Origin of the sequence: Rhizosphaericola mali (genome assembly GCF_004337365.2) — a bacterium.
GTDB classification, from domain to species: domain Bacteria; phylum Bacteroidota; class Bacteroidia; order Chitinophagales; family Chitinophagaceae; genus Rhizosphaericola; species Rhizosphaericola mali.
Genome location: NZ_CP044016.1, coordinates 2,568,561 through 2,593,450, shown reverse-complemented (window position 1 = coordinate 2,593,450; position 24,890 = coordinate 2,568,561). Strand labels below are relative to the sequence as shown.

The 24,890-nt window shown below is 31.3% G+C and carries 22 protein-coding genes; 15 read left to right on the top strand and 7 right to left on the bottom strand.

Annotated elements, in window-relative coordinates:
* Window positions 1-107 precede the first annotated feature (107 nt).
* The 15 genes from E0W69_RS11165 to E0W69_RS11095 all read left to right on the top strand — a co-directional run bounded on the left by E0W69_RS11165 (window position 108) and on the right by E0W69_RS11095 (window position 16,533).
* Window positions 108-1,226 carry a hypothetical protein gene (locus E0W69_RS11165; RefSeq protein ID WP_131330144.1) on the top strand — a complete coding sequence of 373 codons (1,119 nt, stop codon included), beginning with the start codon at window positions 108-110 and terminating at the stop codon, window positions 1,224-1,226.
* Window positions 1,227-1,293: 67 nt separating this feature from the next.
* The gene (locus tag E0W69_RS11160) at window positions 1,294-2,298 is read left to right on the top strand and encodes a glycosyltransferase family 2 protein (RefSeq protein WP_131330143.1); all 1,005 of its coding nucleotides are present in this window, start codon (window positions 1,294-1,296) and stop codon (window positions 2,296-2,298) included.
* A 111-nt stretch (window positions 2,299-2,409) separates the two neighbouring features.
* A complete protein-coding gene (locus E0W69_RS11155; protein ID WP_131330142.1) occupies window positions 2,410-3,735 on the top strand; it encodes a hypothetical protein in 1,326 nt (441 codons plus the stop codon).
* A gap of 15 nt (window positions 3,736-3,750) precedes the next feature.
* Window positions 3,751-4,782 (top strand): glycosyltransferase family 2 protein, encoded by a 1,032-nt coding sequence (locus E0W69_RS11150; protein ID WP_131330141.1) that lies wholly within the window; start codon window positions 3,751-3,753, stop codon window positions 4,780-4,782.
* A 118-nt stretch (window positions 4,783-4,900) separates the two neighbouring features.
* The gene (locus E0W69_RS11145) at window positions 4,901-5,806 is read left to right on the top strand and encodes a hypothetical protein (protein ID WP_131330140.1); all 906 of its coding nucleotides are present in this window, start codon (window positions 4,901-4,903) and stop codon (window positions 5,804-5,806) included.
* Between the two features lie 114 nt (window positions 5,807-5,920).
* Window positions 5,921-6,811, top strand: a complete 891-nt coding sequence (locus tag E0W69_RS11140) for a beta-1,6-N-acetylglucosaminyltransferase (protein WP_131330139.1) — start codon at window positions 5,921-5,923, stop codon at window positions 6,809-6,811.
* A gap of 10 nt (window positions 6,812-6,821) precedes the next feature.
* Entirely contained in the window at window positions 6,822-7,841 is a 1,020-nt protein-coding gene (locus tag E0W69_RS11135; protein WP_131330138.1) for a glycosyltransferase family 2 protein, read from the top strand.
* A 3-nt stretch (window positions 7,842-7,844) separates the two neighbouring features.
* Complete coding sequence (locus tag E0W69_RS11130) at window positions 7,845-8,900, top strand: acyltransferase family protein (protein WP_131330137.1); 1,056 nt, start codon at window positions 7,845-7,847, stop codon at window positions 8,898-8,900.
* 273 nt (window positions 8,901-9,173) lie between these two features.
* Window positions 9,174-10,121, top strand: coding sequence for a capsular polysaccharide synthesis protein (locus tag E0W69_RS11125; protein WP_131330136.1), 948 nt, complete (start codon window positions 9,174-9,176; stop codon window positions 10,119-10,121).
* A gap of 15 nt (window positions 10,122-10,136) precedes the next feature.
* Window positions 10,137-11,141 carry a hypothetical protein gene (locus E0W69_RS11120; protein WP_131330135.1) on the top strand — a complete coding sequence of 335 codons (1,005 nt, stop codon included), beginning with the start codon at window positions 10,137-10,139 and terminating at the stop codon, window positions 11,139-11,141.
* Window positions 11,142-11,157: 16 nt separating this feature from the next.
* The gene (locus E0W69_RS11115; protein ID WP_131330134.1) at window positions 11,158-12,246 is read left to right on the top strand and encodes a glycosyltransferase family 4 protein; all 1,089 of its coding nucleotides are present in this window, start codon (window positions 11,158-11,160) and stop codon (window positions 12,244-12,246) included.
* A gap of 17 nt (window positions 12,247-12,263) precedes the next feature.
* Complete coding sequence (locus E0W69_RS11110) at window positions 12,264-13,460, top strand: glycosyltransferase family 4 protein (protein WP_131330133.1); 1,197 nt, start codon at window positions 12,264-12,266, stop codon at window positions 13,458-13,460.
* A 47-nt stretch (window positions 13,461-13,507) separates the two neighbouring features.
* Window positions 13,508-14,437 (top strand): capsular polysaccharide synthesis protein, encoded by a 930-nt coding sequence (locus E0W69_RS11105; protein WP_131330132.1) that lies wholly within the window; start codon window positions 13,508-13,510, stop codon window positions 14,435-14,437.
* A 153-nt stretch (window positions 14,438-14,590) separates the two neighbouring features.
* Complete coding sequence (locus E0W69_RS11100) at window positions 14,591-15,721, top strand: glycosyltransferase (RefSeq protein WP_131330131.1); 1,131 nt, start codon at window positions 14,591-14,593, stop codon at window positions 15,719-15,721.
* Window positions 15,722-15,729: 8 nt separating this feature from the next.
* Entirely contained in the window at window positions 15,730-16,533 is an 804-nt protein-coding gene (locus E0W69_RS11095; RefSeq protein WP_225321236.1) for an NAD-dependent epimerase/dehydratase family protein, read from the top strand.
* Between the two features lie 192 nt (window positions 16,534-16,725).
* Here the strand turns inward: E0W69_RS11095 and E0W69_RS11090 are convergent, their stop codons facing one another.
* The 7 genes from E0W69_RS11090 to ilvD all read right to left on the bottom strand — a co-directional run bounded on the left by E0W69_RS11090 (window position 16,726) and on the right by ilvD (window position 24,844).
* Entirely contained in the window at window positions 16,726-17,673 is a 948-nt protein-coding gene (locus E0W69_RS11090; RefSeq protein WP_131330130.1) for an NAD(P)H-dependent glycerol-3-phosphate dehydrogenase, read from the bottom strand.
* Window positions 17,674-17,725: 52 nt separating this feature from the next.
* Window positions 17,726-18,958, bottom strand: a complete 1,233-nt coding sequence (gene ilvA / locus E0W69_RS11085; protein WP_131330129.1) for a threonine ammonia-lyase — start codon at window positions 18,956-18,958, stop codon at window positions 17,726-17,728.
* Between the two features lie 58 nt (window positions 18,959-19,016).
* Window positions 19,017-19,577 (bottom strand): O-methyltransferase, encoded by a 561-nt coding sequence (locus tag E0W69_RS11080; RefSeq protein ID WP_225321235.1) that lies wholly within the window; start codon window positions 19,575-19,577, stop codon window positions 19,017-19,019.
* Window positions 19,578-19,670: 93 nt separating this feature from the next.
* On the bottom strand, window positions 19,671-20,717 hold the full coding sequence (gene ilvC, locus E0W69_RS11075; RefSeq protein ID WP_131330127.1) for a ketol-acid reductoisomerase: 1,047 nt from the start codon (window positions 20,715-20,717) through the stop codon (window positions 19,671-19,673).
* A 47-nt stretch (window positions 20,718-20,764) separates the two neighbouring features.
* Window positions 20,765-21,361 (bottom strand): acetolactate synthase small subunit, encoded by a 597-nt coding sequence (ilvN, locus tag E0W69_RS11070; protein WP_131330126.1) that lies wholly within the window; start codon window positions 21,359-21,361, stop codon window positions 20,765-20,767.
* 5 nt (window positions 21,362-21,366) lie between these two features.
* Window positions 21,367-23,106: a biosynthetic-type acetolactate synthase large subunit gene (gene ilvB, locus E0W69_RS11065; RefSeq protein WP_131330125.1), complete on the bottom strand. Its 1,740-nt coding sequence runs from the start codon at window positions 23,104-23,106 to the stop codon at window positions 21,367-21,369.
* Window positions 23,107-23,137: 31 nt separating this feature from the next.
* On the bottom strand, window positions 23,138-24,844 hold the full coding sequence (gene ilvD / locus E0W69_RS11060; protein WP_131330124.1) for a dihydroxy-acid dehydratase: 1,707 nt from the start codon (window positions 24,842-24,844) through the stop codon (window positions 23,138-23,140).
* Window positions 24,845-24,890: the final 46 nt, after the last annotated feature.

The following is a 24,890-nucleotide window of genomic DNA, read 5'->3' as shown; positions in this document are numbered from 1 at the left end:
ATATAATTGGTATATAATTTGAAAATTATATAAAAGTCTCGAACTTGTTGTTTGATCTAAGTTAGACTACACTAATTTTAAGCTTTTGATTTGTATATATTAATAAAATGACTAATAAATATATATTGAGTTTTGCGCCATGGGTAGGAACAAATGCCGAAAATGGTGCAATGGTTAAGCCCAAAAGGGATATTATTGCTAGCGCGAAAGAATTGGGTTTTAAGGAGGTTTTACCTATGGAGGATTTACATTTTAATAAACTAAATATTATTAGGCAAACTCAAATTTGGCGTAGATTTAAAAGAAAATTTTTTGAACAAAAATCAAAAAAATGGGCAATTAATAAAAATATACGAACATTAATTTCCTTCCTTGACTCATTAACTTTTGATGATGTTTTACTAGTACAGTATCCTATTTATGGAGATCATGCACCTGAAATTTTGACATTATTGTTGAAAAGATTACCCAACTTAAATTTAAAGCAAAAGATTATTATTATTCATGATATCGAAACATTAGATCGTAGTTACAAAATCTATTTGACAAAGGAAGAGGAGAGTTATTTTATTAAATCCTTCGATTATGTAATCCTTCATAATCAAGCAATGATTGATTATTTTAAAACGACGGGCGACACTTGTACATATATTTCCTTAGATATTTTTGACTATAGATTGCAAGAAAATAAATTGGAATACGTTGATAAGATTCCAGAGGATTTATACTCTGTATTTTATGCCGGAAATTTGATGAAATCTTCCTTTTTAAAATATGTAGATCATATACCTAATTTCAACTTTCATGTTTATGGACCAAATTATAATTTGAAAAATAATCCCCAAAATTTGAGTTATTATGGGGAATTAGCGGTTGATAAAATCATAACGGAAGGCTCAAAATTTGCTTTTGGATTAGTTTGGGATGGTGATTCTATAAAAGATTTAGAAGGAATGTTTGGTACCTATATGAAATATAACAATCCTTATAAATTCTCATGCAATATAGCTTCGGGTTTGCCAATTATTACATCAAAACAAGCAGGTATTGCTACATTTATAGAAAAAAATAATTTAGGAATTTTAGTTGATAGTTTAGAAGATCTAAATAATCTTACGATTACAAAAGAATCGTACTTAACTATGAAAAGTAATGTTTTGGCTATGCGATTGAGAATTATCAATGGTGATATTTTTAAAGATATCCTTTCCAAAATTCTGAATTGAAACTCTTGTTAATTTTTGGAGAAATTAGATATTAAAAAATGTCCCCAATTTAATACAATGTTTAGAGATGAATAAAGACTTTAAAATATCTATAATTGTTCCTGTGTATAATGTGGAGGCCTATATTGAAAGAAGTATAAATTCCATAATAAATCAATCGTGTAAAGAATTTGAATTGTTGATTATTAATGATTGTTCTACAGATAATACCATTTCATTAATTAACGGTTTATTAGAAGCTAAGTTTCATATCAATTATCGAATTGTAAATCATACGTCTAACTGCGGAGTATCTAAGGCTAGGAATACAGGGATTGAAAATGCAAAAGGAGAATATATTTTTTTTGTAGATAGTGATGACGAATTGGAAATAGATGCAATCAAACAAATAACTGAGTCAATGACTAACTTACCTCAATTAGAGATTTATCTGTTCAATGCAAGGTTTAAAAATAGTAACGAAAATGATTTAAAAATGTGGAGACCTCCTGGATCTTTACCTAATATTCTTTCGCCTAATAAAGCATTAGAATTTTTGTTTAGCGGTAAAATTGGAGGCTATTTATGGCAATTCTTATTTAAGAGAGCATTATTTGAGAATGTAAAATTTACAGACGGATCGGTTTGGGAAGATGCTGTAATTTTACCTGAGTTGATTCTAAAGTCTTCACAAGTTGCATCTTTTGATAATATTTTTATATATAAATATTTTTTAAGAGATGGTTCGATCTCTCAAAGTGTTCATCCTCAAATAGATGAAGTAGTGCCGTCTTTGAATAAATTAGAGAAAAGAATTTATTCTAATCAAAATTCAAAACAAAATAATTTGTATGGGTATTTTATCTCTTATAGAACAGGTTTGACTATGCAACTTAGTCGTGAATGTTTTGTGAGAACACGTGACTTCCGAAAATTGATGAAAATTCATAAAAAATGGGGGCGTGCAATACCTTATTCAAATATTCGTTTTCTATTTAGCAGGAGGAAGCTTAAAAGTGCAATGTATTTAGAAATGATTAAACACGCGCCATCTTTATTGTTCTTATTATACAAAACAAATATCTTAAATTGAATTAAATATGAATTTAATAAATAGGATAAGATTTAATTGGAGTAAAATATAATTATAACCTAATTTGTAAATGAAAACTATAGTTTAAGAAACTAAAAGTCAAGATTTAAGATGGATGTAGATTTTTTCAAAAGAATTACTGTTGTTCCCTATTACCAACGTTTAATTTTATGGATTCTTGTTTTTATTCAGTTTTATCCACTTGATTTCGTCTTTCTTCCTGTATCATCCAGAGTTGTAATTTCATTTTTGGGATTGATATTACTAGTTGTAAAGATTTTGGCTAATATTATGAAAGGCAAAGAAATTTTGATTAATAAAGGAATTATTCAATTAGCAATTCCTCTACTCTTTATTTCTCTGATCTCTATAATATCATTGAATTATAATGGAACTAATGATAAACAATTTTTGGTTTATTTTTCGACTTCTGTTCTTATGTTGTCTAGTGGTTTTTTTACTTTTTCATATGCAAAATTTATTTACGGAGAAGATTTATCTTTTGAAATAATTGCTTATTACTGTATCGGTGTTGTATTATTTCAATTAATATTAGGCATTTCTATGTATTTCAATACCGAATTGAGATTTTTTCTCCTTAACAAAACAAGAGATGGCTTAGGGCAATTGAATAGAAAAGAAGCTGGTCGTTTTATGGGGTTTGGAGCATTTTTTATGAATTTAGGTGTTGCTAATGGTGTTGGTTTATTTTTAATCGCTATCCTTTTAAAGAATGCAATCTTATATAAAATAAATTTTAAATTAAGAATATACTTATCTTTTTTATTTATTTTCATATTTATACTTGGAATGTTTCAAGCTAGGACTACCTTAATCTGTGGGTTAATTGCAATGTGCTTTTGGAGTTTTTCATCTTTGCAACCTAAGTGGCAATATTGGAAAGATGGTTTATTTAGAATTTTAAAAATTGCTTTGGGAGGGGTTATACTTTTGATAACAACCGCAACATTGTTTCCTGAATTTGTAGCTAGTCAAACAGGAACATTGAATTATGGTTTCGAGTTATTTTATTCAGCATCAGAGGGGAAGGGGTTACAAACGGGCTCTTCTAATTTATTATCTTGGATGTTAACTATATGGCCTACTAGTTCCAAATCTTGGTTAATTGGAGATGGTATGTATTCAACTAGTACAGGTAATTTTTATATGCGAACAGATGTAGGATATGCTAGATTACTTTTTTATTTTGGTATTTTTGGTATGTTGAGCTTCTATGTTTATGAAATTATGGTTATTTGGAAGAGTTTTTATAAGATTACTAAGTTTTATTTACCATTCTTTATCTATTTTTTAGTGATGGTGTTATTTGTCAATTTAAAATCATTTACTGAATTTACGCATTATTTAGCATTGTTTTTTATGTTTAATATCCATAAAAAAGATGCTGAACTAAAATTAAATACTTCTCAAATTTAATTATTGATATATTATATGCCCAAAGTGTCTGTTTTGATACCTGTATTTAATGGAGAAAAATTTATTTTAGAATCTTTAAATAGTATTTTAAATCAGACTTTTCAAGATTTTGAAATAATTATAATTGATGATTATAGTACAGATAACACGATTAGTATTATCAATTCTATTAATGATAATAGAATAAAGCTATTTAAAAATTCGGAGAATTTGAAAATAATTCGTACGCTGAACAAGGGAATTCTTCATTGCAACGGAACATATATTGTTAGAATGGATGCAGATGATATTTCTTTGCCTAATCGAATTGAATCGCAAGTTGCGTTTATGGATAAAAATCCCGATATTGTTCTTTCTGGGTGTAGTATTAATCGTTTTTCAGAAAATTATAGTATCAAAGATTTAAGAGGTGGCGATGATGCTACCATTCGCTCTAAATTGCTTTTTGATACAGCCATTAATCATCCGAGTGCGATTATACGTCATAGTGTCATAATTGAAAACAAATTAGAATATCCCAAAGAATATTTACATACAGAAGACTATGCTTTGTGGTACGAAATAAGTCAATTTGGTAAGCTTGCTAATCTTGGTGAAGTTTTGTTGAGATATAGAATGCACGGCAACAATCTGTCAATGCAAAATAATAAAACTCAATACCAAAATATGAATCGGATGAGAATCCGAATTATGAATGATTTTTTGGAGAAATCGAAAGTTACTGAAGTAAGCAAAGTCACTGAAGAATATTTGTATTTATTGTCTTTGGATAAGGTCACTATTTTTGAAATGAAAAGAATGGATGATTTATTAGTTAAGATTATTAAAATTAATGAAACATCCAAGGTTTATGATGATAAAGGGATTAAAGAGGCTGCATCTTGGTTTTGGTATGTTGTATTTACGCATGAAAATTGTGAAAAATATTCTTGGAGAATGTTATCATTATTTCTTTGGAACAAAAAATCTATTTGTTATTATTTGGCCAAACAATATCGTAGAAAATTGCTAGTTAAGTCTATTTTGAAATTGAGAAAACGTATTTAATTGAAATTTTTTGCATATGGTAAATATTTACATAAAATCATTTAATCGACCTTATTTTTTAGATAGATGTCTATTTAGTATTTATAAATATCTAACTGGAGATTTTCAAATCATAATTATGGATGATGGAACTCCTGAAAAATATTTAAATAAAATAGAAAAAAAATATCCTAATATCATTATCAATCATTCTGTTGATGCGGAAAGGAAAAGCAAAGAAATTGAAAATGCCATTAGGACTGGGAAAGAAGTTTATACGAATACAATTCCATTGTCTTTTTGGCGAGAAACTATAGAAAAGGGAAGCGATATTTTTTTACTTTGGGAAGATGATATTTGGCTAACTGCGAACATTAATGTTGATGATTGTGAAAAATTAATGAAAGAAAATAACGTTAATCTTTTAAAAGTTAGATGGTGGGGGAACGAGAATACAAATGTAGGTACTAGAATTAAACTTAGTGAAAGTATTGAAGAAATCATACCTGCAGTTAATAGATGGGCTGAACAAATTGTTAAAAATCGATTTTATTTAAACTCAATTCTGAGTAAGTTGAAATTAATAAAAAGTACATTTTTTCTTCAGTTATATACCTATTATGAAGTAGGGGGCGTTTTTTTTAATAAAGATTATTGGTTATTTCTATGGCCTAAAAATATGACAAAAATTGAAGAAATGATTCAATTAGGTAAAGCTGCAGAATGGAAACGAAAACATTCTTCATATAAATTTACTAAATTTATTAACGAGTCAGGAAGATCTACGTTTTTAACTTCAGCCTCAGGTGCATATAAAGACAGTATAGGTTTTAGTATGACATTTGTAAATTATTATATTAATGAAGAATGGTTGAATGGCAATTTTAATATTTTAGAAAATTTTCCTGAAAATTATTCCATTGATTCAATTTATAATATTCTAGAGCAAGCTAGCGATGTAAAATGTAACCCTGAAAGTTGGCGTAAATGGACGTTAAATTTTCAAAATCATTTTGTTAGCATTGGAGCATCTCCTTTAGGCTAATTATCTATTTGATTTTAGGTATAGTGTAATGATAATTGATTAATTATAAATATATTATTTATTACATATTCGTAAGTTTTGAATTGAACTACAAATAATATTACAGAATCTGCAATGAAGCATGCAATAATAATTATCGCGGATAAAGATCTTCCCTTATTAACGAAGACGATTAGCTATTTTGATGAACGTTTTCTCATTTATATTGCTATTGATAAAAAATCTAAGATCGAAATTGAAGATTTAATTAATCAACCTGGCGTTGTCAGCGTGCGTAAGAAATACTATGTAAATTGGGGTGGGTGGAATATGGTTCAATATTCCATAGATTTTATAATTGAAATATTGACAAATCCTGAAATCAAATTTGCACATTTGATTAGTGGTTCTGATTATCCCCTAAAAAATATAGATCATTTATTTGATTTTTTCGAAGAGAACAAAAGTAAAAATTTTATTAGTTATCAAAAGCTGCCAGTACCTTGGAGTGAATGGGGTGGCAATGGTGGATTAGATAGGTTAAGATATTTTTATTTCATGGATACGTTAAATGTAAGAAAGAAATATGGACGATATCTTAATTCAGGAATTATATCAATTCAAAAAAAACTAAAAATAAAAAGGAAGTTAGATGTAGATAAACTTCCATTTTGTATTGGCTCTCAATGGTGGTCATTACCTACTAGTACTCTTAGAGATATTATTTCATTTTTAGAAAAGAATCCTTGGGTGTATTCTGTATTTAAAAAAACCTACGTACCAGATGAAATGTTTTTTCAAACTTTAATACATAAGACAAGAACTAAGGATCAAATTGACTCGGAAAATTTTAGGTATTTCGATTGGAATATACGTGATGATCAAAATACTAGACCCGCTATATTGAATGAATCTGATTGGGAAAAAGTAAAACAAACTAATGCCTTTTTTGGAAGAAAATTTGATTCTAAAAAATCAAAAAAACTTTTAGATAAAATAGATACAGAAATTTTGCGCAAATTTTGAAATATTTTAAATGTCACAAGCCGCTATTTTAACTGTCATAATGCCCGCATATAATGCGTCAGTATATATCAAACCAACATTGGATAGCTTTATTAATCAAAAATTTAAAGATTGGAAGCTAATTGTATTTGACGATGCTAGTTCAGATGACACAGCAAGCATTATAGATACATATAGTAAAATGGATAACCGGATTCATCTTGTAAGTAACGATATCAATCTTCGTGTCGCTCGAACAATGAATAAAGGGATTGAAATAGTTGAGAGCAAATATTTTGCAAGAGTGGATTCGGATGATATATTAATGCCTATGCATTTCGCAAATGCTATCAATTATTTGGAACAAAATAAAGACGTAGGAATCTGTGGAAGCCAAATCATCACAATTGATGAATCTGGCAACTTTAGACGAAAATGGAATTATGAAATAAACGAAGAATGGGTTAAAATCTCTTCTATTTTTGCGTGTCCATTTTTGCAATCATCAGTAGTAATGCGGTCTGAAGTAATTAAAGAAGTAAATGGCTATAGAGAGGAAATGGAATTAGTTGAAGATTATGAGCTTTGGATTAGGTCTCTAAAGAAGTATAAGGCTGTAAATTTACCCTACTATACATTGAAATATAGAATTCATGATAAAAACATGAGTGAAACAAATAAAGCAAAAATACTTGGTTTATTAGAGAGACTTTTTCTAGAATATGCTATTGATTATCCAATTGACAACGAAAATTTAAATTTACATGCTAGAATGGAATTTGGAGATTGGTCAAGTTTATCTTTGAATGATTTTAAGCATTTAAGATTGTGGAAATATAATTTATTAAAAATAAATAAGTTAAAATCGTATTATGATATTAAACTTTACAAAAGTGTTTTAAATAAGTATTTTACAAATGCCTATTTAAAAATAGCGACTCAAAATGGAGGTATTTTAAGGTTTAAATCTTTGTATAAAGCTTTTACTATTTCGCCAAGATGGTTCTTATATATTGTAAAGAGAAAACGTGAAAATACTAAATTATCGTAGTCTATGAAAGAAATTAAATCATTAACAGGTTTAAGAGGATTAGCCGCTGTCTATGTGATGATAGGTCATATTGGTTTTTTAGAAAATAAAAATGGTATATGCTATAAAATAAAGCCAATTCGCTTATTTATAGATCATGGATATATTTCAGTAGATATTTTTTTTATTCTTAGTGGCTTTGTCCTTATGTTAGTGTATGGAAACACTAAATGGAATCGTTCTTATAATATCTTTACGTTTATAAAAAAAAGAATCGCACGCATTTATCCTCTTTATCTATTTTGTTTTTTGATATATTTCCTTATAGATTATATTTTTATTAATTCTTGGTTTGTAGGTAATGGAAATTTAGGATTTATATTCAATTTATTACTTCTGCAAACACCCTTTAATATTGCTCCTCTGATTGGTCCATCTTGGTCTTTAAGTACGGAGTGGATTGCTTATTTTTTATTTCCAGTTCTTAATATAGTGGTAATTAAAATAAAAAATGAATATTTACAATTTTTTATTTCTTTGGGTTTAGTAACATGTTTGTTTTTGATTGGTATTTCTCCTGGGTGGGTTGGTCATAAAAATATTTTACATTGCTCGATCAATGTTTTTTCAGGAATACCTGCTCTATTTAGATGTATTATTGGTTTTTACATTGGTATGCTATTATGCAAATTACGAATAAAATTAAAAAACAATAAAATTGTTTCTTGTTCTTGTTTCCAAATTGTGATAACTGCGACTATTCTTCTATTAATTATGTTTACGTATATGGATATTTTTGTTTTTATGTTGCTTATAATTTTAATTTTTTCATTATCCTATGAAAATGGTCTAATTAGTAAATTATTGAGTCATAAAATTTTATATAACCTTGGTCTATTTAGCTATTCTATTTATCTAATACATCCATTGTTAATAGGAGAATTAAAAGATGTTATTTATTATTCACTAAAGAAAACTAGTCTTTCAAATAATGCTTTTATTATTTCGCTTACAATTTGCCTATTTTTAGTTATATTTTATATAAATATTTTGAATTGCCCGCAAAGAAGAGGCTTTTAAATATTTTAATTAAATAATTGATAATAATAAAAAGAAAATTATCTAATTAATAAATTGATCGTGATAAATTTTTTATAAATGAAATCACTTATTGGTTCAACACTTAAAAATATCTTAACTTTTCTAGAATTAAGTTTTCTGCAAAATGGTTATTATATATTGTAAAGAGAAAACGTGAAAATTCTCAACTATAATAGTGATATTGTGTATATTTTTAATAATTGAACAGATAAAATTGATAAATTAGGATATCGTAAAATAGTACTTAAGAGAATGAATTCTTATATTCGAACAATAGCAAAAAATTGTTTCTATTTTCTAAAATTAAATTTTAGGAAGGTTTGGCATCCATCAATAAATTTTGATGAAAAAGTTCCATCAAAAGATGAATTTAAGGTGTTTCAAAGCAATAACTTATCAAATACAATTGATAAAACAAGAAAATCTGTGCCTAAAATAATTTGGACTTATTGGCATGATGGAATTCCTACGGGGGTAGCTGATGCATGTATTAAAAGTTGGAAAGTTCAAATGCCTGACTATAATATTAATATAATAACTAAAGTTTCATTATTTGAATATTTACCAGATTTCCCGAAACTAAACTCTAAAATTCCCCTATCTAATCTTTCCGATGTTATAAGGCTGATGTTACTCAATAAATTTGGAGGAATTTGGATGGACGCCACTATTCTTCTCCAAGAATCAATTGATTCATATGTTCAATTTACAGAGTTTAATTATTTAGAATTGACAGGCTTTTATAGAGAATTAAAGTCTTCACATCCAGATTTTGAAAATTGGTTATTGATATCACCAGGTCAAAGTCCACTTTTAGAAAAATGGACTGAAGTAATGATAATGTGCTTAAGATGTCCTGTTCCTCAAGATTTTTTTAAAAATAATCCAAAATATAGAGAAGCTTATTTGTCGGTGATGCCTCAACATAGAAATTATCTATTTGCTTATATGGGGTTTTATTACAGTATAAGATCTACTTCAGGATATAAAATTGGAGGTGTCAATTATCATAATAATGGCTCTTTTTTGGAAGCCTTTTGTGATAATGATTATGATAAATATGCTGAAATAGTCTTATTGAATAAGCCATTTAAGCGTCCTTCCATAATTAAAATAAATGGATTAGTTAGAAAAAAAATTGAATTGTATATTAAAAATAACTGTTACATTAAGGATAGTGTAATTGGTCAGTATCTGTAATAAATTGAAATGATAATGAAAAAGCAATTTTCCCTTATTTATCAAACAAAAGATGGATTACAGACAACATTTGAAAATCAATACTGGAACGATTGGCTTTTGGAGAAAGTTGAGAAAGAAATTGTTTATGATGATAGAAAATGTTCAGTTTTTAAATCAGACTCTTTAGTTGTATATTCCACTAATAATTTTAATATATCGACACAATTAAAAGAATATATTTTTAAATTAGAGCAACCAGTATTGGTGCATTTATCTAACGAAGGACAAAACCATAAAGCTAATTACTACAAGCAAGCTTTAGCTGTTTTGAGAACAGCAAGTTGGAATCCAACTACAGCGTATGATAATGTATTTACTTTGCCATTGGGTTTTCAGTCTGGATATCTGAATACGACTAACCAATATGAACAAAAGAGAGAATTAATCTGGTGTTTTGCTGGTGCTATTAAGCAAAACCGAAAAGAAATGCTTGATACATTGGAAAATTTAAGTCCTAATTGGTATTTTAAAAGTTCTGAATGGGGGAGCTCAGACATGAAAAGTACAGAAGAATTAATAGAAATTTATAAGAAATCAATATTTGCGCCGACTCCTTTTGGTAACATTAACTATGAATGCTTTCGTACGATGGAGTCTTTAGAATGGGGCTGTATTCCAGTTACTACCGCTTTCTTAGGTATAGACGCATATAAGTATGTCTACGGAGATCATCCTTTTATTGTTGGAGAGGATTGGAAGGATGCTGTTGCAAAAATGGCAGTTTTACTGGCTGATGAATCGGCTTTAATCCGAAAACAAAAGGAAGTGTGGGATTGGTATCGGGCATTTAAAAAAGAATTACAAGAAGACGTCTTGAAGATTATCAGTGGTCATTCAAGTAAAGTGACTGGTAAACAATTCCAATATCAGAAAGAATCGAGACGTGACTTGAAGTTGCGCTGGCGATTTTTCAAACATTTTACGTTAAATGTATATTGGAAAAGAATACTTGGGAAAGCAAAACGTTCTCAAAACTAATAAGTGAATTTTATTCATGGAAATACGTTCAATTTTTTTATTCGTTGCGGAAATTAATAAACCTGGAGGTACGGAACGCGTGGTTGTCAATCTGGCAAATAGCTTTCATAAACGAGGATATTCGGTGACTGTGGTTAGTGTAAATACGCAGCATGGAAATACTTTTTATCTATTGGAGCAAGGCGTTGCATTGATACATTTGGGGGTTGTATTAGAACGAAATGTATTGAAACGCGTGAGTTTTGGTTTTCGTAATACAGTCAATAGAATTAAAAGTATTTTGCCTAAATCACCAACTATATTGATGGCGACGGACCCAATCACTTGTTATGCATTGGCTTTGATCCAACCTAAATTCCCTTTACATAAATACATTGCTTGCGAACACATGGGATTGGCTATTGCACAAAAATATTCTCTGTTGGCGAGAAAATGGTTGTTCGGAAGGATGGATGCGATTGTTACTTTGACACAAAGAGACAAATCTGCATTGCTGAATGCTAAGATTCCGCATAAGCACATTGCAGTTATTCCTAATGAAATTTCTTTTTTTCCAGAAAATACCTGTGATTACAAGGCGAAGCAGATTTTGACTGTGGGTAAATATGATAACCAAAAAGGCTATGATCTCCTTTTGAAATACGTGATTCCTCTTTTGCGAAATTATCAAGATTGGAAATTGGTATTAGTTGGACAAGGCGAATGGAAAACTAGCCTACAAAAAAACATAGAGGATGCTAGTCTTACTAAACAAATCGAATTACATCAACCAACAAAGGATATAGTTCAGTATTATTTAAAGTCTTCTATATATGTGATGAGTTCACGCTATGAAGGTTTTCCTATGGTTTTGTTAGAAGCGAGAGCTTGTGGTCTCCCTGTTTTGTCAGTAGATTGCCCTTCGGGTCCTGCCGATATTTTACATGAAGATGATGGAATATTGGTTCCTATGAACGATGCATGGTCATTTCGTGAAGGGTTAGAAAAACTAATGAAAAATATAGAATTAAGAAGAAATTTGGGGCAGAATGCTCAAAAAGATTCGGAAAATTATAACTCCGACTCAATTTATCAGCAATGGAAAGCGTTATTTGATGAATTGTAAACAATTGATAGTATAGAATGGACGTTAGAAAAAAGGTTTTGTTAGTCAATGATTTTGAAAAGGGTGGGGGCGCCGAGGGCGTTTTCCAGATGACAGCAGATCTTTTGTCTTCTTCTTGTGATGTTTTTAGATACACAGCTTACAAGGGTTTTGACGATTCAGGTTCTAATCCACTATCTTACATTTATTCAAAGAAGCATTTCAGAAATATCCGTGACATCGTAGTTAAAGAAGATATTAATATTGTGCATGTTCATAATTTCAGGTGGATTAGCCCATCTGTTTTTCAAGTTCATAAGTGGTTAAAACGACATCATCATAAATCAGTTAAGTTTATATTGACAGCTCATGATTATCTATTGGCTTGTCCCAATGTGGCTTATGGATATTATGACAAAAAAAATGGTTTTGTGAAATATCCAACAGATGCATTACCTGGCTCATTTCTTTTCAAACAAATGGACCAGAACGGTTTGAAGTTTAGTATGTTGAAAAAAATACAATGGTATTTGGCTTTCAAAATATTCAAATTACAAAACGAAATTGATCAGGTTATAACACCCTCTATTTTTTTGAAAAATATTTTACAATTAAATTGTCCTAAACTTCCTATAGAAGTCATTCGAAACCCTATTTCACCTGAGGTTTTAAAAATTCCTATGAATATGCCTCAAAGAAAGCGTTTGGAGGGGAACTTTCGTTTAATATATTTAGGACGCGTAGCTTCTGAAAAAGGTACAGATTTGTTATTAAAAATGCTTTCCGAACTTATTGATACTATAGATTTTCAATTAGATATATTTGGAACTGGACCACTAAGTGAAGGTATAAAACTATTAATTCAGAATTTGGGGTTAAATAATCATGTTTCATACAAAGGGTTTGTGTCTTTTGAAGAAATAAAAACGAATTTTGTGAATTACGATGCATTTGTGATGTCTTCAATATGGTATGAAAATGCTCCTTTGTCTATTGTAGAAGCAGCCATCAATAGGCTTGCATTGATTACGCCCAATATTGGTGGTATGAAAGAATTGGCCGAATTATGTGGTAACGCTTTTTTGTATGAATTAGGTGATACTAGGTCATTAAAAAAAGCAATCAATCAAGCTATTTCATCGTTGAATATTGAAATTGAAAATAATACTTTAAAGATTCGAAATATTTTTTCTCAAGAAACGTATATAAATTTATTGAATGAATGTTATTCATGAATTTGGATTAAAATAATATCAAATAAGCTGTTTAATTAATTATTTAAATGAATAAAATATCTAGTTTTATTTTAAACAATTCATTAGTTAAAAAAGGTTGGGCCTTATGGCGAGAGCAAAAAATATTTAAGACTCATAAAGAAGTCTCTAATTTTTGCGATGTATTAATTGAAGAGTATTATAATGGAGATAAGGATAATTATTTAGTTTTAGCAAAGCAAAAAGGACTGAATCAAAATGTAATTTGGCAATATTGGGGACAAGGATTTGAAAAAAAAGAGTTACCTGACATGGTTCAATTTTGTTTGGATTCTGTAGATAAATTTAAAGGGAATTATCAAGTTATTCGTATAGATGATAACAATATAAAAGAATATATTGATTTTCCTTCATTTGTTTGGGAGAAAAAAAATGATAATACATTCAATAGAACTTTTTTTTCTGATTTGTTGAGATTAGCATTATTAAACACTTATGGTGGGGTCTGGTTAGATGCGACAATATTGCTTACTAAGCAACTTCCCAATTTTCTATCAGATAATGATTATTTTGTTTATCAAAGATCTGATGCAGAACTTCATAAGGATTATTGGAAATCAACTTATGCATTTTATTGGGGTTGGAATCCTAAATTTAAGGTTCGAATGTTAAATAGTATTTTTGCTGCTCAAAGAGGAAGTTGTGTGATTAATGCTTTATTTAATTTAACACTAACCTATTGGAAGACACAATCCTCATGGATTGACTATTTTTTTTCACAAATTCTATATCAACAATTGATTACAGGTCGATTGAAAAATTATAAATGTAAAATCCTAAGTGATACTATACCACATTTATTACAGACAAAAATCAATAATGGATATAAATATAACACTTATAATGAAATATTAGATATAACAGGGATTCACAAATTATCATATAAGGATAAATGTAATCCGAAAATGATTCTAAATATTTTACAAGGTCATAGCTAATTTTAGAAAAAGTAAAATTAATTATGTTTTTGTATTGTTTAATAGTTTGCTATAAATAACTAAAATGTTCATAGTTTTATTTATAAAGCAAATATTTTTTTGATACAATATATTGCAAATTGATAAATCGGCAATAAAAAATAAATATTTATTTTGAAAATTCTACATATAGGTAAGTTTTACCCAGTGTACGGTGGCGTTGAAAAAGTGATGTACGATTTATGTGATGGCCTCTCAAAACAAGGAATTCAATCAGATTTTCTAGGCGTAAATGCAGATGCGAAAAGTACTAACATCGTGAAGATAAATGAGTATTTTACAGTATATGCAATGTCATATATTAAAAAGGTTGCTTCTACATATTTGAGTATGTCAATGATTGGTCAATTGAAGAAAATTAAGAATAATTACGATATTATTCATATTCACCATCCAGATCCAATGGCATGTTTGGCACTTTATTTATCTGGATATAAAGGAAAAATTATTTGCCATTGGCATAGTGATATTGTCAAACAAAAAACAATACTTAAATTCTATAAACCTCTTCAGACTTGGTTGTTAAAGCGATCTCAATTTATTATTGGAACCTCTCCGACATATCTGGCGTATTCTCCATATATTCAACCATATAAAAACAAGTTGAGGTTAGTTCCAATAGGAATTCCTCCGGTTAATCAAGATTCCGACTTTGCAACAATTGAAAAAATAAGAGCACTTGCCAGTGGTAGAAAGATTGTCTATTCGCTTGGTAGATTAATCTATTATAAAGGTTATCAATACCTAATTGATGCCGCTAAATACCTAAATGATGATATTTGCGTTATTATTGGAGGTAAAGGTCCTTTGAAAGTCGAATTTGAACAAAAGATAGAACAACTTGGATTGAGAGATAAAGTTTTCTTGATGGGGCGAATTGAGGATGAAGAAATGGCTTCATATTTTTCTAGTTGTGACTTATTTTGTCTACCATCAACTGAGCGCTCTGAGGCATTTGGGATCGTACAAGTAGAGGCAATGGCATATGGTAAACCTATTGTAGCTACGAGGATCGAAGGATCTGGCGTATCCTGGGTCAATGAAGAAAATGTATCAGGATTAAATGTGGCAACAGAAGATCCTAAAGAGCTCGCTGAAAAAATAAATACAATCTTGGCGAGCCCTACATTGACGCATCAATTAGGCAATGGTGCTTTAAAAAGATATGAAGGTCATTTTACACAAGAAAAAATGGTGGAATTAATGTTACCATTATATAAGGAAGTTTTGAACGATAATAAATAGTAGTAATAATGAAAATCACAGTTATAGGAGGCTCAGGATTTATAGGAACAAATCTCGTAGAAGTTTTGAAAGATAACTTTCAAGTAAAAATTGTGGATAAACAGATGTCTCATTTTTTTCCTGAATTAACCACTATTGCTGATATATGCAACATAGATGAATTAAGGAATGCTATTGAGCCAACTGATATTATCGTGAATCTTGCCGCCGAACATAGAGATGATGTTAGCCCTAAATCATTGTACTATGATGTCAATGTTCAAGGAACTAAAAATATCTTAAAGGTAATGGATGAGAAAGGTATTAAAACTATTTTTTTTACAAGTTCAGTTGCCGTTTACGGCTTAAATAAGGTTAATCCGAATGAAGAGCATCCTGTTGATCCATTCAATGATTATGGAATTACAAAGTATCAAGCAGAAGAAGTTTTAAGAGAATGGTTTGAGAAAGATAAAAACAATAATAACTTGTTTATTTTACGACCTACCGTAGTTTTTGGTCCGAGAAATAGGGGAAATGTATACAATCTTTTAAATCAGATCGCTTCAGGTAAGTTCATGATGATTGGTAGTGGTCAAAACAAGAAATCCATGGCTTATGTTCAAAATATTGTGGGTTTCATCAAGTTTTCTATTGAAAAGGATAATTATACAGGATATCATCTATATAACTATATAGATAAAGCAGATTTATCAACTATTGAATTAGTAAAAGTTGCAGAGACTGCAACTGGTAAAAAATTGAGTCCAATTAGAATTCCCTATGCATTAGGATATTTGGGGGGATTGGTTTTGATGCTTTGGCAAAAGTAACTGGTAAAAAATTAACGATAAGTTCAGTTCGAATTAAAAAATTTTGTGCCACTACACAATTTGATTCCTCTAAAATGTTGGCTACTGGTTATCAATCACCTTACACTTTGAGTGAGGGGATTTCTAAGACTATAAAAAGTATTTTAGATGGAGTAGAAGGTGTATTTGAGAGCCATTAATATTTTGGTGATACTAATTTAGTATCAATTTTAAAAACTCCTTATTGCTAATTTTTGATTGTAGTAATTCATTTAAATTAGTAAGTAAAGGAGTTTTTAAATTTTCAGCAAATGCTAATATTGACGTCAATTTTTCTACAGATCTGACGCCTTCTAAAATCACACTATTTCCCAATTCTGCATTTAAAAAACCCTTTCCAATTAACAATCCTAGCGTTCTATTTCGACTTAGGTCGTTGAGTGAAGTCAATCCAAAATCGCCTACACCAGCATAATTGAATAGTATATCACTAGAATGCCCAAAATGCTCTATGATCATTTTGATTTCTTTCATCGCTTTGGTAAATATCAAAAAACGAACATTTGCAGAATTATACGTTGCATCAACTATACCAATCACAATTGCGTAAATATTTTTGATAATACTTACGAGTTCAATTCCCAAAATGTCTTCTGAATGATCTAGGAAAATTAAACCTTTTCTAAAAAGATTTTGTACCGTTTTAAAATTTTCTGGTGATTGAGTTCCAACAGTGAAAGATGTTGGTAATTCATACATCATTTCCGTTGCAAAACTTGGGCCTTTAAAAGAAATAATTTCGTTTGGGATAATATGTGAAAGAGCCTCTGGAATTAATTCTTTTTCATTTCCATAACCTTTTGCTCCATTGATTACTAAACAATTTTTAGAGATTTTTATAGTGGAAAATAGACTAAGAATACTATAAGAAGGCACGCATAAAAACAAAATATCTGCATCTTCAAATGTGTGTAAATCATTCGATGCAGATATTTTTTTGCTCAATATTTTATTGGGAAAATATTTTGTATTTCTCCTATTGTTATTAATGTCTTCAACAATGGACATACTACGCGAATAAAGAACAATATTGTGCTCTTTTTTAATCGCATTGGCTATCGCGGTTCCGAATATTCCTGCACCAGCTATGACTATTTTCATAAGATGAACGTCTAATTGGCTGCAAGATAGAAAATTACTTTTATTAGGGATGTTAAACTAAATAATCAAATAACGCATTGTCCTTATTTAATTCCGTATAATTGATTTTATATTTTTTCAAATTTTCAAGGAGGGGAGCGTAGTCTTCTTTATTTTTTAACTCAATTCCGATAAGTGCCATTCCTGCTTCCTTATTTGTTTTTTTCATGTATTCAAATCGTGCAATATCATCGTCTGGCCCTAATACTATGCTAACAAATTCTTTTAAAGCCCCAGGTCTTTGTGCAAATCGAATCAAGAAATAATGTTTTAATCCTTCAAATTGAAGAGAACGTTCCTTGATTTCGGGCATTCTGTCAATGTCATTATTTCCGCCACTCACTATACAAACAACCGTTTTGCCGACTATTTGATCTTTAACCTCTTCTAACGCTGCAATGGATAAGGCACCTGCGGGTTCTGCAACTATGGCATCTTTATTATACATGTAAAGAATGGCAGAACAAACTTCTCCTTCTGGTATGAGCATTACTTCATCCAAATTCTTTTTACATTCTTTAAATGTGATATCTCCAATTCTCTGAACAGCTGCGCCATCTACAAATTTGTCAATATGTTCCACTGTAACAGGTTGACCTGCTTTCAATGCCTCAGTCATAGAAGGTGCTCCAGTTGGTTCAAGTCCGATGAGTTTTGTATTAGGAGAATGTTCTCTAAAATACATACTAATCCCCGATGCACAACCTCCGCCACCTATAGGAATTAGGATATAATCAATCTCTTTTAAATCTTCGAGTATTTCTATTGCGATAGTTCCTTGTCCCTCGATGATTCTATAGTCATCAAATGGAGGAATATAGGTCATCCCATTTTTTTCTGTAAATTCCTTAGCCGCCGCTGCACAATCGTCGAAAGTATCTCCTATTAATTTGATCTCAATATTTTCACCACCAAACATTTTAGTTTGATTCACTTTTTGTTTGGGGGTAATTGCAGGCATAAAAACGATGCCTTTTATATTTAATTTTTGACAACTGAAAGCAAAACCTTGTGCGTGATTACCTGCACTGGCAGTGGTAACTCCTTTGTCTAACTCTTCTTTTGGAAGACTACTCATCATATTGTACGCACCTCTAATTTTATAGGAACGAACAAGTTGAAGATCTTCCCTTTTTAGGTAAACTTTACAGTTGTATTTTTCTGAAAGGTTTCTATTGTATTGTAGTGGCGTATGGGTTACTATATTTTCTAATCTTTTTGCCGCTGCTTCGAAATTGACTGACATTTGTATAGTTGATGGATAATTTGTTTAATATTTAATTTGCTATATATAGTTTTTTATCTCAAAATTTTCTAGTTGCTATGATAATTCCTGAAGCCCAATTTAATTCCACAATTGAAAAATTATTTTTACTCTTTAAAATTGTAGTCAATTTACTCGCTTTCTTATCATGACCTTCCGGCCAATTTGGCTGCGGTAACATATCATCGATGATATAAAATCCGCCAATTTTCAACATATTCAATGCATTGTCCAACATCAAATATTTTCCATGCCAAGTATCTGCAAAAATGAAATCAAAATTCTTAGTTTCATTTTGCAATAACCAATCTCCTCCATCCATTTCTACTAATTCTAATCTTTTGTCATTACTTAAAAATTGCTGTGCAATTTGCAAGTATTTTGGATCATTATCTACGGAAATCAAGGATGAATTAGCATCCATTCCGTCTAAAATAAAACTTGTAGCTAATCCAGTACCAGTGCCTAATTCTAAAAAATGAGCATTTGGCTTACTACAGACTAAACTTCTTAAAAGAAAACAAGTATCTATATTGGAGGCCATATTAAAGCCTGAAATATCGGTTGCCTCTTTTATTTGTAAATAAGATTGCGGTATCATGCAAATCATATAATATAAAAAACGAGTGTAAATAAAGCGAGATACTATATTTACCCTCGTTTTTCTAAAATTAGAATATAAACTTAATTTATATTAGTTATTTTCTGGACGTAAAGTACGTACTGTTTTACCCGCTTGCCACATTTCACTATTACGTAATTCTTCCAATTCTTTTTCCAATTTTGGACGATAGTCTGCTTGACTATTCAAATCGATAGAACGAGCAGCTTCTTTACCAGTAACTACACTATCATACAATTTTTCAACTACAGGTTTGATTGCATCGCGGAATGGTTTCCACCAATCCAATGCACCACGTTGTGCTGTAGTAGAACAGTTTGCATACATCCAATCCATACCATTTTCAGCAACTAAAGGCATCAATGATTGAGTCAATTCTTCTACAGTTTCATTGAATGCTTCAGAAGGAGTGTGGCCATGTGCTCTCAATACATCGTATTGTGCTGCGAAAAGACCTTGAATTGCACCCATCAAAGAACCTCTTTCACCAGTCAAATCAGAAGAAACTTCACGATTGAAATCAGTTTCAAATAAATAACCAGAACCAACTGCAATACCTAAAGCGATAACTCTATCTTTAGCTTTACCAGTTGCATCTTGGAAAATAGCATAAGAACTATTCAAACCGCGACCTTGTACAAACATTCTTCTCAATGAAGTACCAGAACCTTTTGGAGCAACTAAGATTACATCCACGTCTGCAGGAGGGATGATACCTGTTTGTTCTTTGTAAGTAATACCGAAGCCATGAGAGAAATACAAAGCTTTACCTGGAGTCAAATGCTTTTGAATTGTAGGCCAAACTTTGATTTGCGCTGCGTCACTTAATAAATATTGGATAATAGTTGCTTTTTCAGCAGCTTCTTCGATTTCGAATAAAGTTTCACCTGGTACCCAACCATCAGCGATTGCTTTTTCCCAAGTAGGAGAATCTTTACGTTGGCCAATGATTACATTGATACCATTATCACGTAAGTTTAAAGATTGTCCAGGACCCTGAACGCCGTAACCAATAACAGCTACAGTTTCACCTTTAAGTACTTCTTGAGCCTTTGCTAATGGGAATTCTTCGCGAGTTACTACGTTTTCTTCAACTTCGCCGAATTTTAATTTTGCCATAGTTTATTGAATATTAAAAATTTTGAAATTTAGTTTTTATAAAAATATTACATGGAAAAAATTCCACCTTTTTGATCTAATACTTGATTTTCTTCAGTTTCTTCAGAGGGTTGTCTTTCTTCGAATTCGGTTAATTTTTTGTGGAATCCTTCGCTTGCTTTGATGATGGCAACTCTACCACTTCTTACAAATTCAATCAAGCCATATTGAGCTAGTTTTTCCATCAAAGCGTCAATGTCTTCACGGTGTCCGACAGATTCAAATACAGTATAGTCACTTCTGATAACTACGGCATTTGCGCCATGTTCTCTGAGCAATCTTTCCACTTTGGCTTTCTCTGCAATGATATCAGTCGGAACTTTAAATAGTGCTAATTCTTGCCAAATGAGTTCTTCGTTTTTATTAAAATATACTTTAAGAACTTCTATTTGCTTTTCAAGTTGTCTAGCTAATTTGCGTACAACATCTTCGGACTCTTGGATAACTATTGTAAAGCGATGTATGCCTTCTACCTCAGAAGGAGAAGTGTTTAAGCTTTCTACATTAATTTTTCTACGGGAAAAAATAATAGCAATCCTACTCAGTAAACCAACTTGGTTTTCTGTATATATGGTAAATGTAAATTCTTGTTTGTCTAGTATCATGATCGTTATTTTAGTCTGATTTCGCTTACACTGCTACCTTGTGGTACCATTGGAAATACGTTATTTTCTTTACCAACTATAATTTCCAATAAGTAAGCGCCATCGTGATCAATCATTTCTTTCAATCCTGCTTTTAAATCAGCACGTTGTTCGATTTTTTTAGAGGGGATTTTATATGCATTTGCTAATGCTACAAAATCAGGACTATCAATATTGGTAAATGAATAGCGTTTGTCCATAAATAATTCTTGCCATTGACGCACCATTCCTAAGAAATGATTATTCAAAATAAGAATTTTTACACCGATATTATTTTGCATAATAGTTCCTAATTCTTGCAAAGTCATTTGGAATCCACCATCGCCAGAAATACTAACTACAGTTTTGTCTGGCTGTCCAACTTTTGCACCCATTGCCGCAGGTAAACCAAATCCCATCGTGCCTAAACCACCAGAAGTTACATTGCTCTTGCTATTGTTGAATTTTGCATAACGACAAGCGACCATTTGATGTTGACCTACGTCGGTAACTATGATTGCATCACCATTCGTTAATTCATTCAAATATTTCACAACTTCACCCATAGTCATTTCATCCGTAGTTGGATTTAATTCAGGCTCAATGACTTCCTTAACTTCTTCTTTTTCTAGTTTCCTGAATTCCTCTAACCATTCAGGGAAACTATTTTTTTCGACCGCTTTAGTAAGTAATGGTAAGGATTCTTTACAATCCCCCCAAACCGGTACGGTTGCTGTTACATTTTTATCAATCTCAGCCGGATCAATGTCTAAATGGATAACTTTTGCTTGTTTGGCATATTTATCCAAACGACCGGTTACACGATCATCAAAACGCATCCCAACTGCAATAAGTAGATCACATTCATTCGTCATCACATTAGGAGCATAATTGCCATGCATTCCTAACATGCCCACATATAGTGGATGATCTGTAGGAATAGCACCCAGACCAAGAGCTGTGGCTGCCGCGGGAATTCCAGTTTTATCTAAGAATGCAAGAAATTCCTTTTCAGCATTTCCCAAAATAACCCCTTGACCAAATACTACAAATGGTTTCTTTGCCGCATTGATTAATTCAGCTGCCGCTTGGATATATTCATTTCTGATGATAGGTTTCGGACGATAACTGCGAATATGTTTGCAATGTTCGTATGGTTCAAAATCGACCTTTTGGAATTGTGCATTTTTAGTGATATCCACCAATACCGGACCTGGACGACCCGTTTGAGCAATATAAAATGCCTTTGCTAATACTTCAGGTATTTCTTTAGCGTCTGTAACTTGATAGTTCCATTTGGTAATTGGAGTTGTAATATTTACAACATCCGTTTCTTGGAACGCATCAGTACCTAAAAATTGTGCAAATACTTGTCCTGTAATACACACTAAAGGCGTACTATCAATCTGTGCATCTGCCAATCCCGTAACTAAGTTAGTCGCACCAGGACCACTTGTTGCAAATACAACACCTGGTTTGCCAGTAACTCTAGCAAAACCTTGCGCAGCGTGAATACCACCTTGCTCATGTCTTACTAAAATATGATTCAATTTGTCTTGGTAACTATATAAAGCGTCATAAATCGGCATTATCGCTCCACCTGGATATCCAAATATTGTATTGGCTCCTTCAGCAATCAGACATTCTAATACTACTTCCGCACCAGTCAAAGATTTTGTATTGTCTTTAGCTGTAGCTTCTTTACTTGTAGCTTCTAATGTACTCATTTTTTATAGTTTGAATAATTGTAAATATGGATTAAAAAGCATCGGTTACACAGCCATCAGAAGCACTTGCAACTGTTTTGGCATATTTGTAAAGAACGCCACTTTTAAATTTCATTTCTGGTTTTTTATAGTTCTTTCTTCTCTCAGCAAGTACTTCATCACTTACTAGTAAATTGATCTTGTTTTTAACAGCATCGATTTCTATTTCATCGCCATCTTCTACAAGGCCAATGACACCACCCTTGATCGCTTCAGGAGAAATATGACCAACTAAAAATCCATGAGAACCTCCACTAAATCTACCGTCTGTAATCAATGCAACACTAGATCCTAATCCTGCACCCATGATTGCAGACGTTGGCTTCAACATTTCAGGCATTCCTGGACCACCAGCAGGGCCAACATTTTTAATCACAACTACGTCACCCGCTTGTATTCTTCCATTAGAAATGCCATCCACTAAGTGCATTTCACCATCAAATACTTTAGCGGTTCCTTTGAAATAAACGCCTTCGTGTCCTGTGATTTTAGCAACACTACCTTCTGAGGCAAGATTGCCAAATAGCATTTGCAAATGACCTGTTGCTTTAATAGGATTTTCTATAGGAAGAATAATATCTTGAGATTCGAAATCTAATGGTTCGATATCTTTCAAATTCTCAGCTATTGTTTTACCAGTACAAGTAAGACAATCACCATTCAATAAGCCTTTATCCAAAAGATATTTCATCACTCTAGGCATACCACCAATTCCAAATAATGCCTGCATCATGTATTTGCCGCTTGGTTTGAAATCTCCCAACATCGGTGTTCTATCACTTACTTTTTGGAAATCTGCTAAGGTAAGTTTGATGCCTACACTATGTGCAATTGCGATTAGATGCATTACCGCATTTGTACTTCCACCTAAAACAACTAGAACGGTCATCGCATTTTCAAATGCTTCTCTAGTCATGATGTCTTTAGGGCAAATATTTTTTTCTAATAATATTTTTATGGCTTTTCCAGAGTCAATACATTCTTGTTTTTTAGCAGCACTAACCGCTGGATTAGAAGAGGAATAAGGTAAACTCATTCCTAATGCTTCAGATACTGAAGCCATTGTATTTGCAGTATACATACCACCACAAGCACCTGCACCTGGGCAACTATGTTTGATTATTTCTTTATATTCTTCATCATTGATCGTTCCTTTGATTCTTTGTCCCAAGGCTTCGAAAGCGGAAATGATATTCAATTCTTTACCATCCAAACAACCCGGCGCAATCGTACCTCCATATACCATAATTGATGGGCGATTTAATCTTCCCATAGCCATTAAGGTACCTGGCATATTTTTATCACAACCTGGAATACCAATGATTGCATCATAGTATTGCGCTCCGCAAATAGTTTCGATACTATCAGCAATAACATCACGGCTAACTAAAGAATAATGCATACCATCTGTACCATTACTCATACCATCACTTACTCCAATAGTATTAAAAACAAGTCCAACTAAATCATTTTCCCAAGTTCCTTTTTTGACATATTGAGCTAAGTCATTCAAATGCATATTACAGGTGTTACCATCGTAACCCATACTAGCAATACCGACTTGTGCCTTTTTCATGTCATCATCTGTAAGGCCGATACCATAGAGCATGGCTTGGGCAGCAGGCTGCGTAGGATCTTGGGTAAGTCTTTTGGAATATCTATTTAACTCTACTTCTTCTGATATTTTAGTTTCGCTCATACTATGTTTTTTCTTTCTTAGGATATTATAGGCAATAAAAAACCCG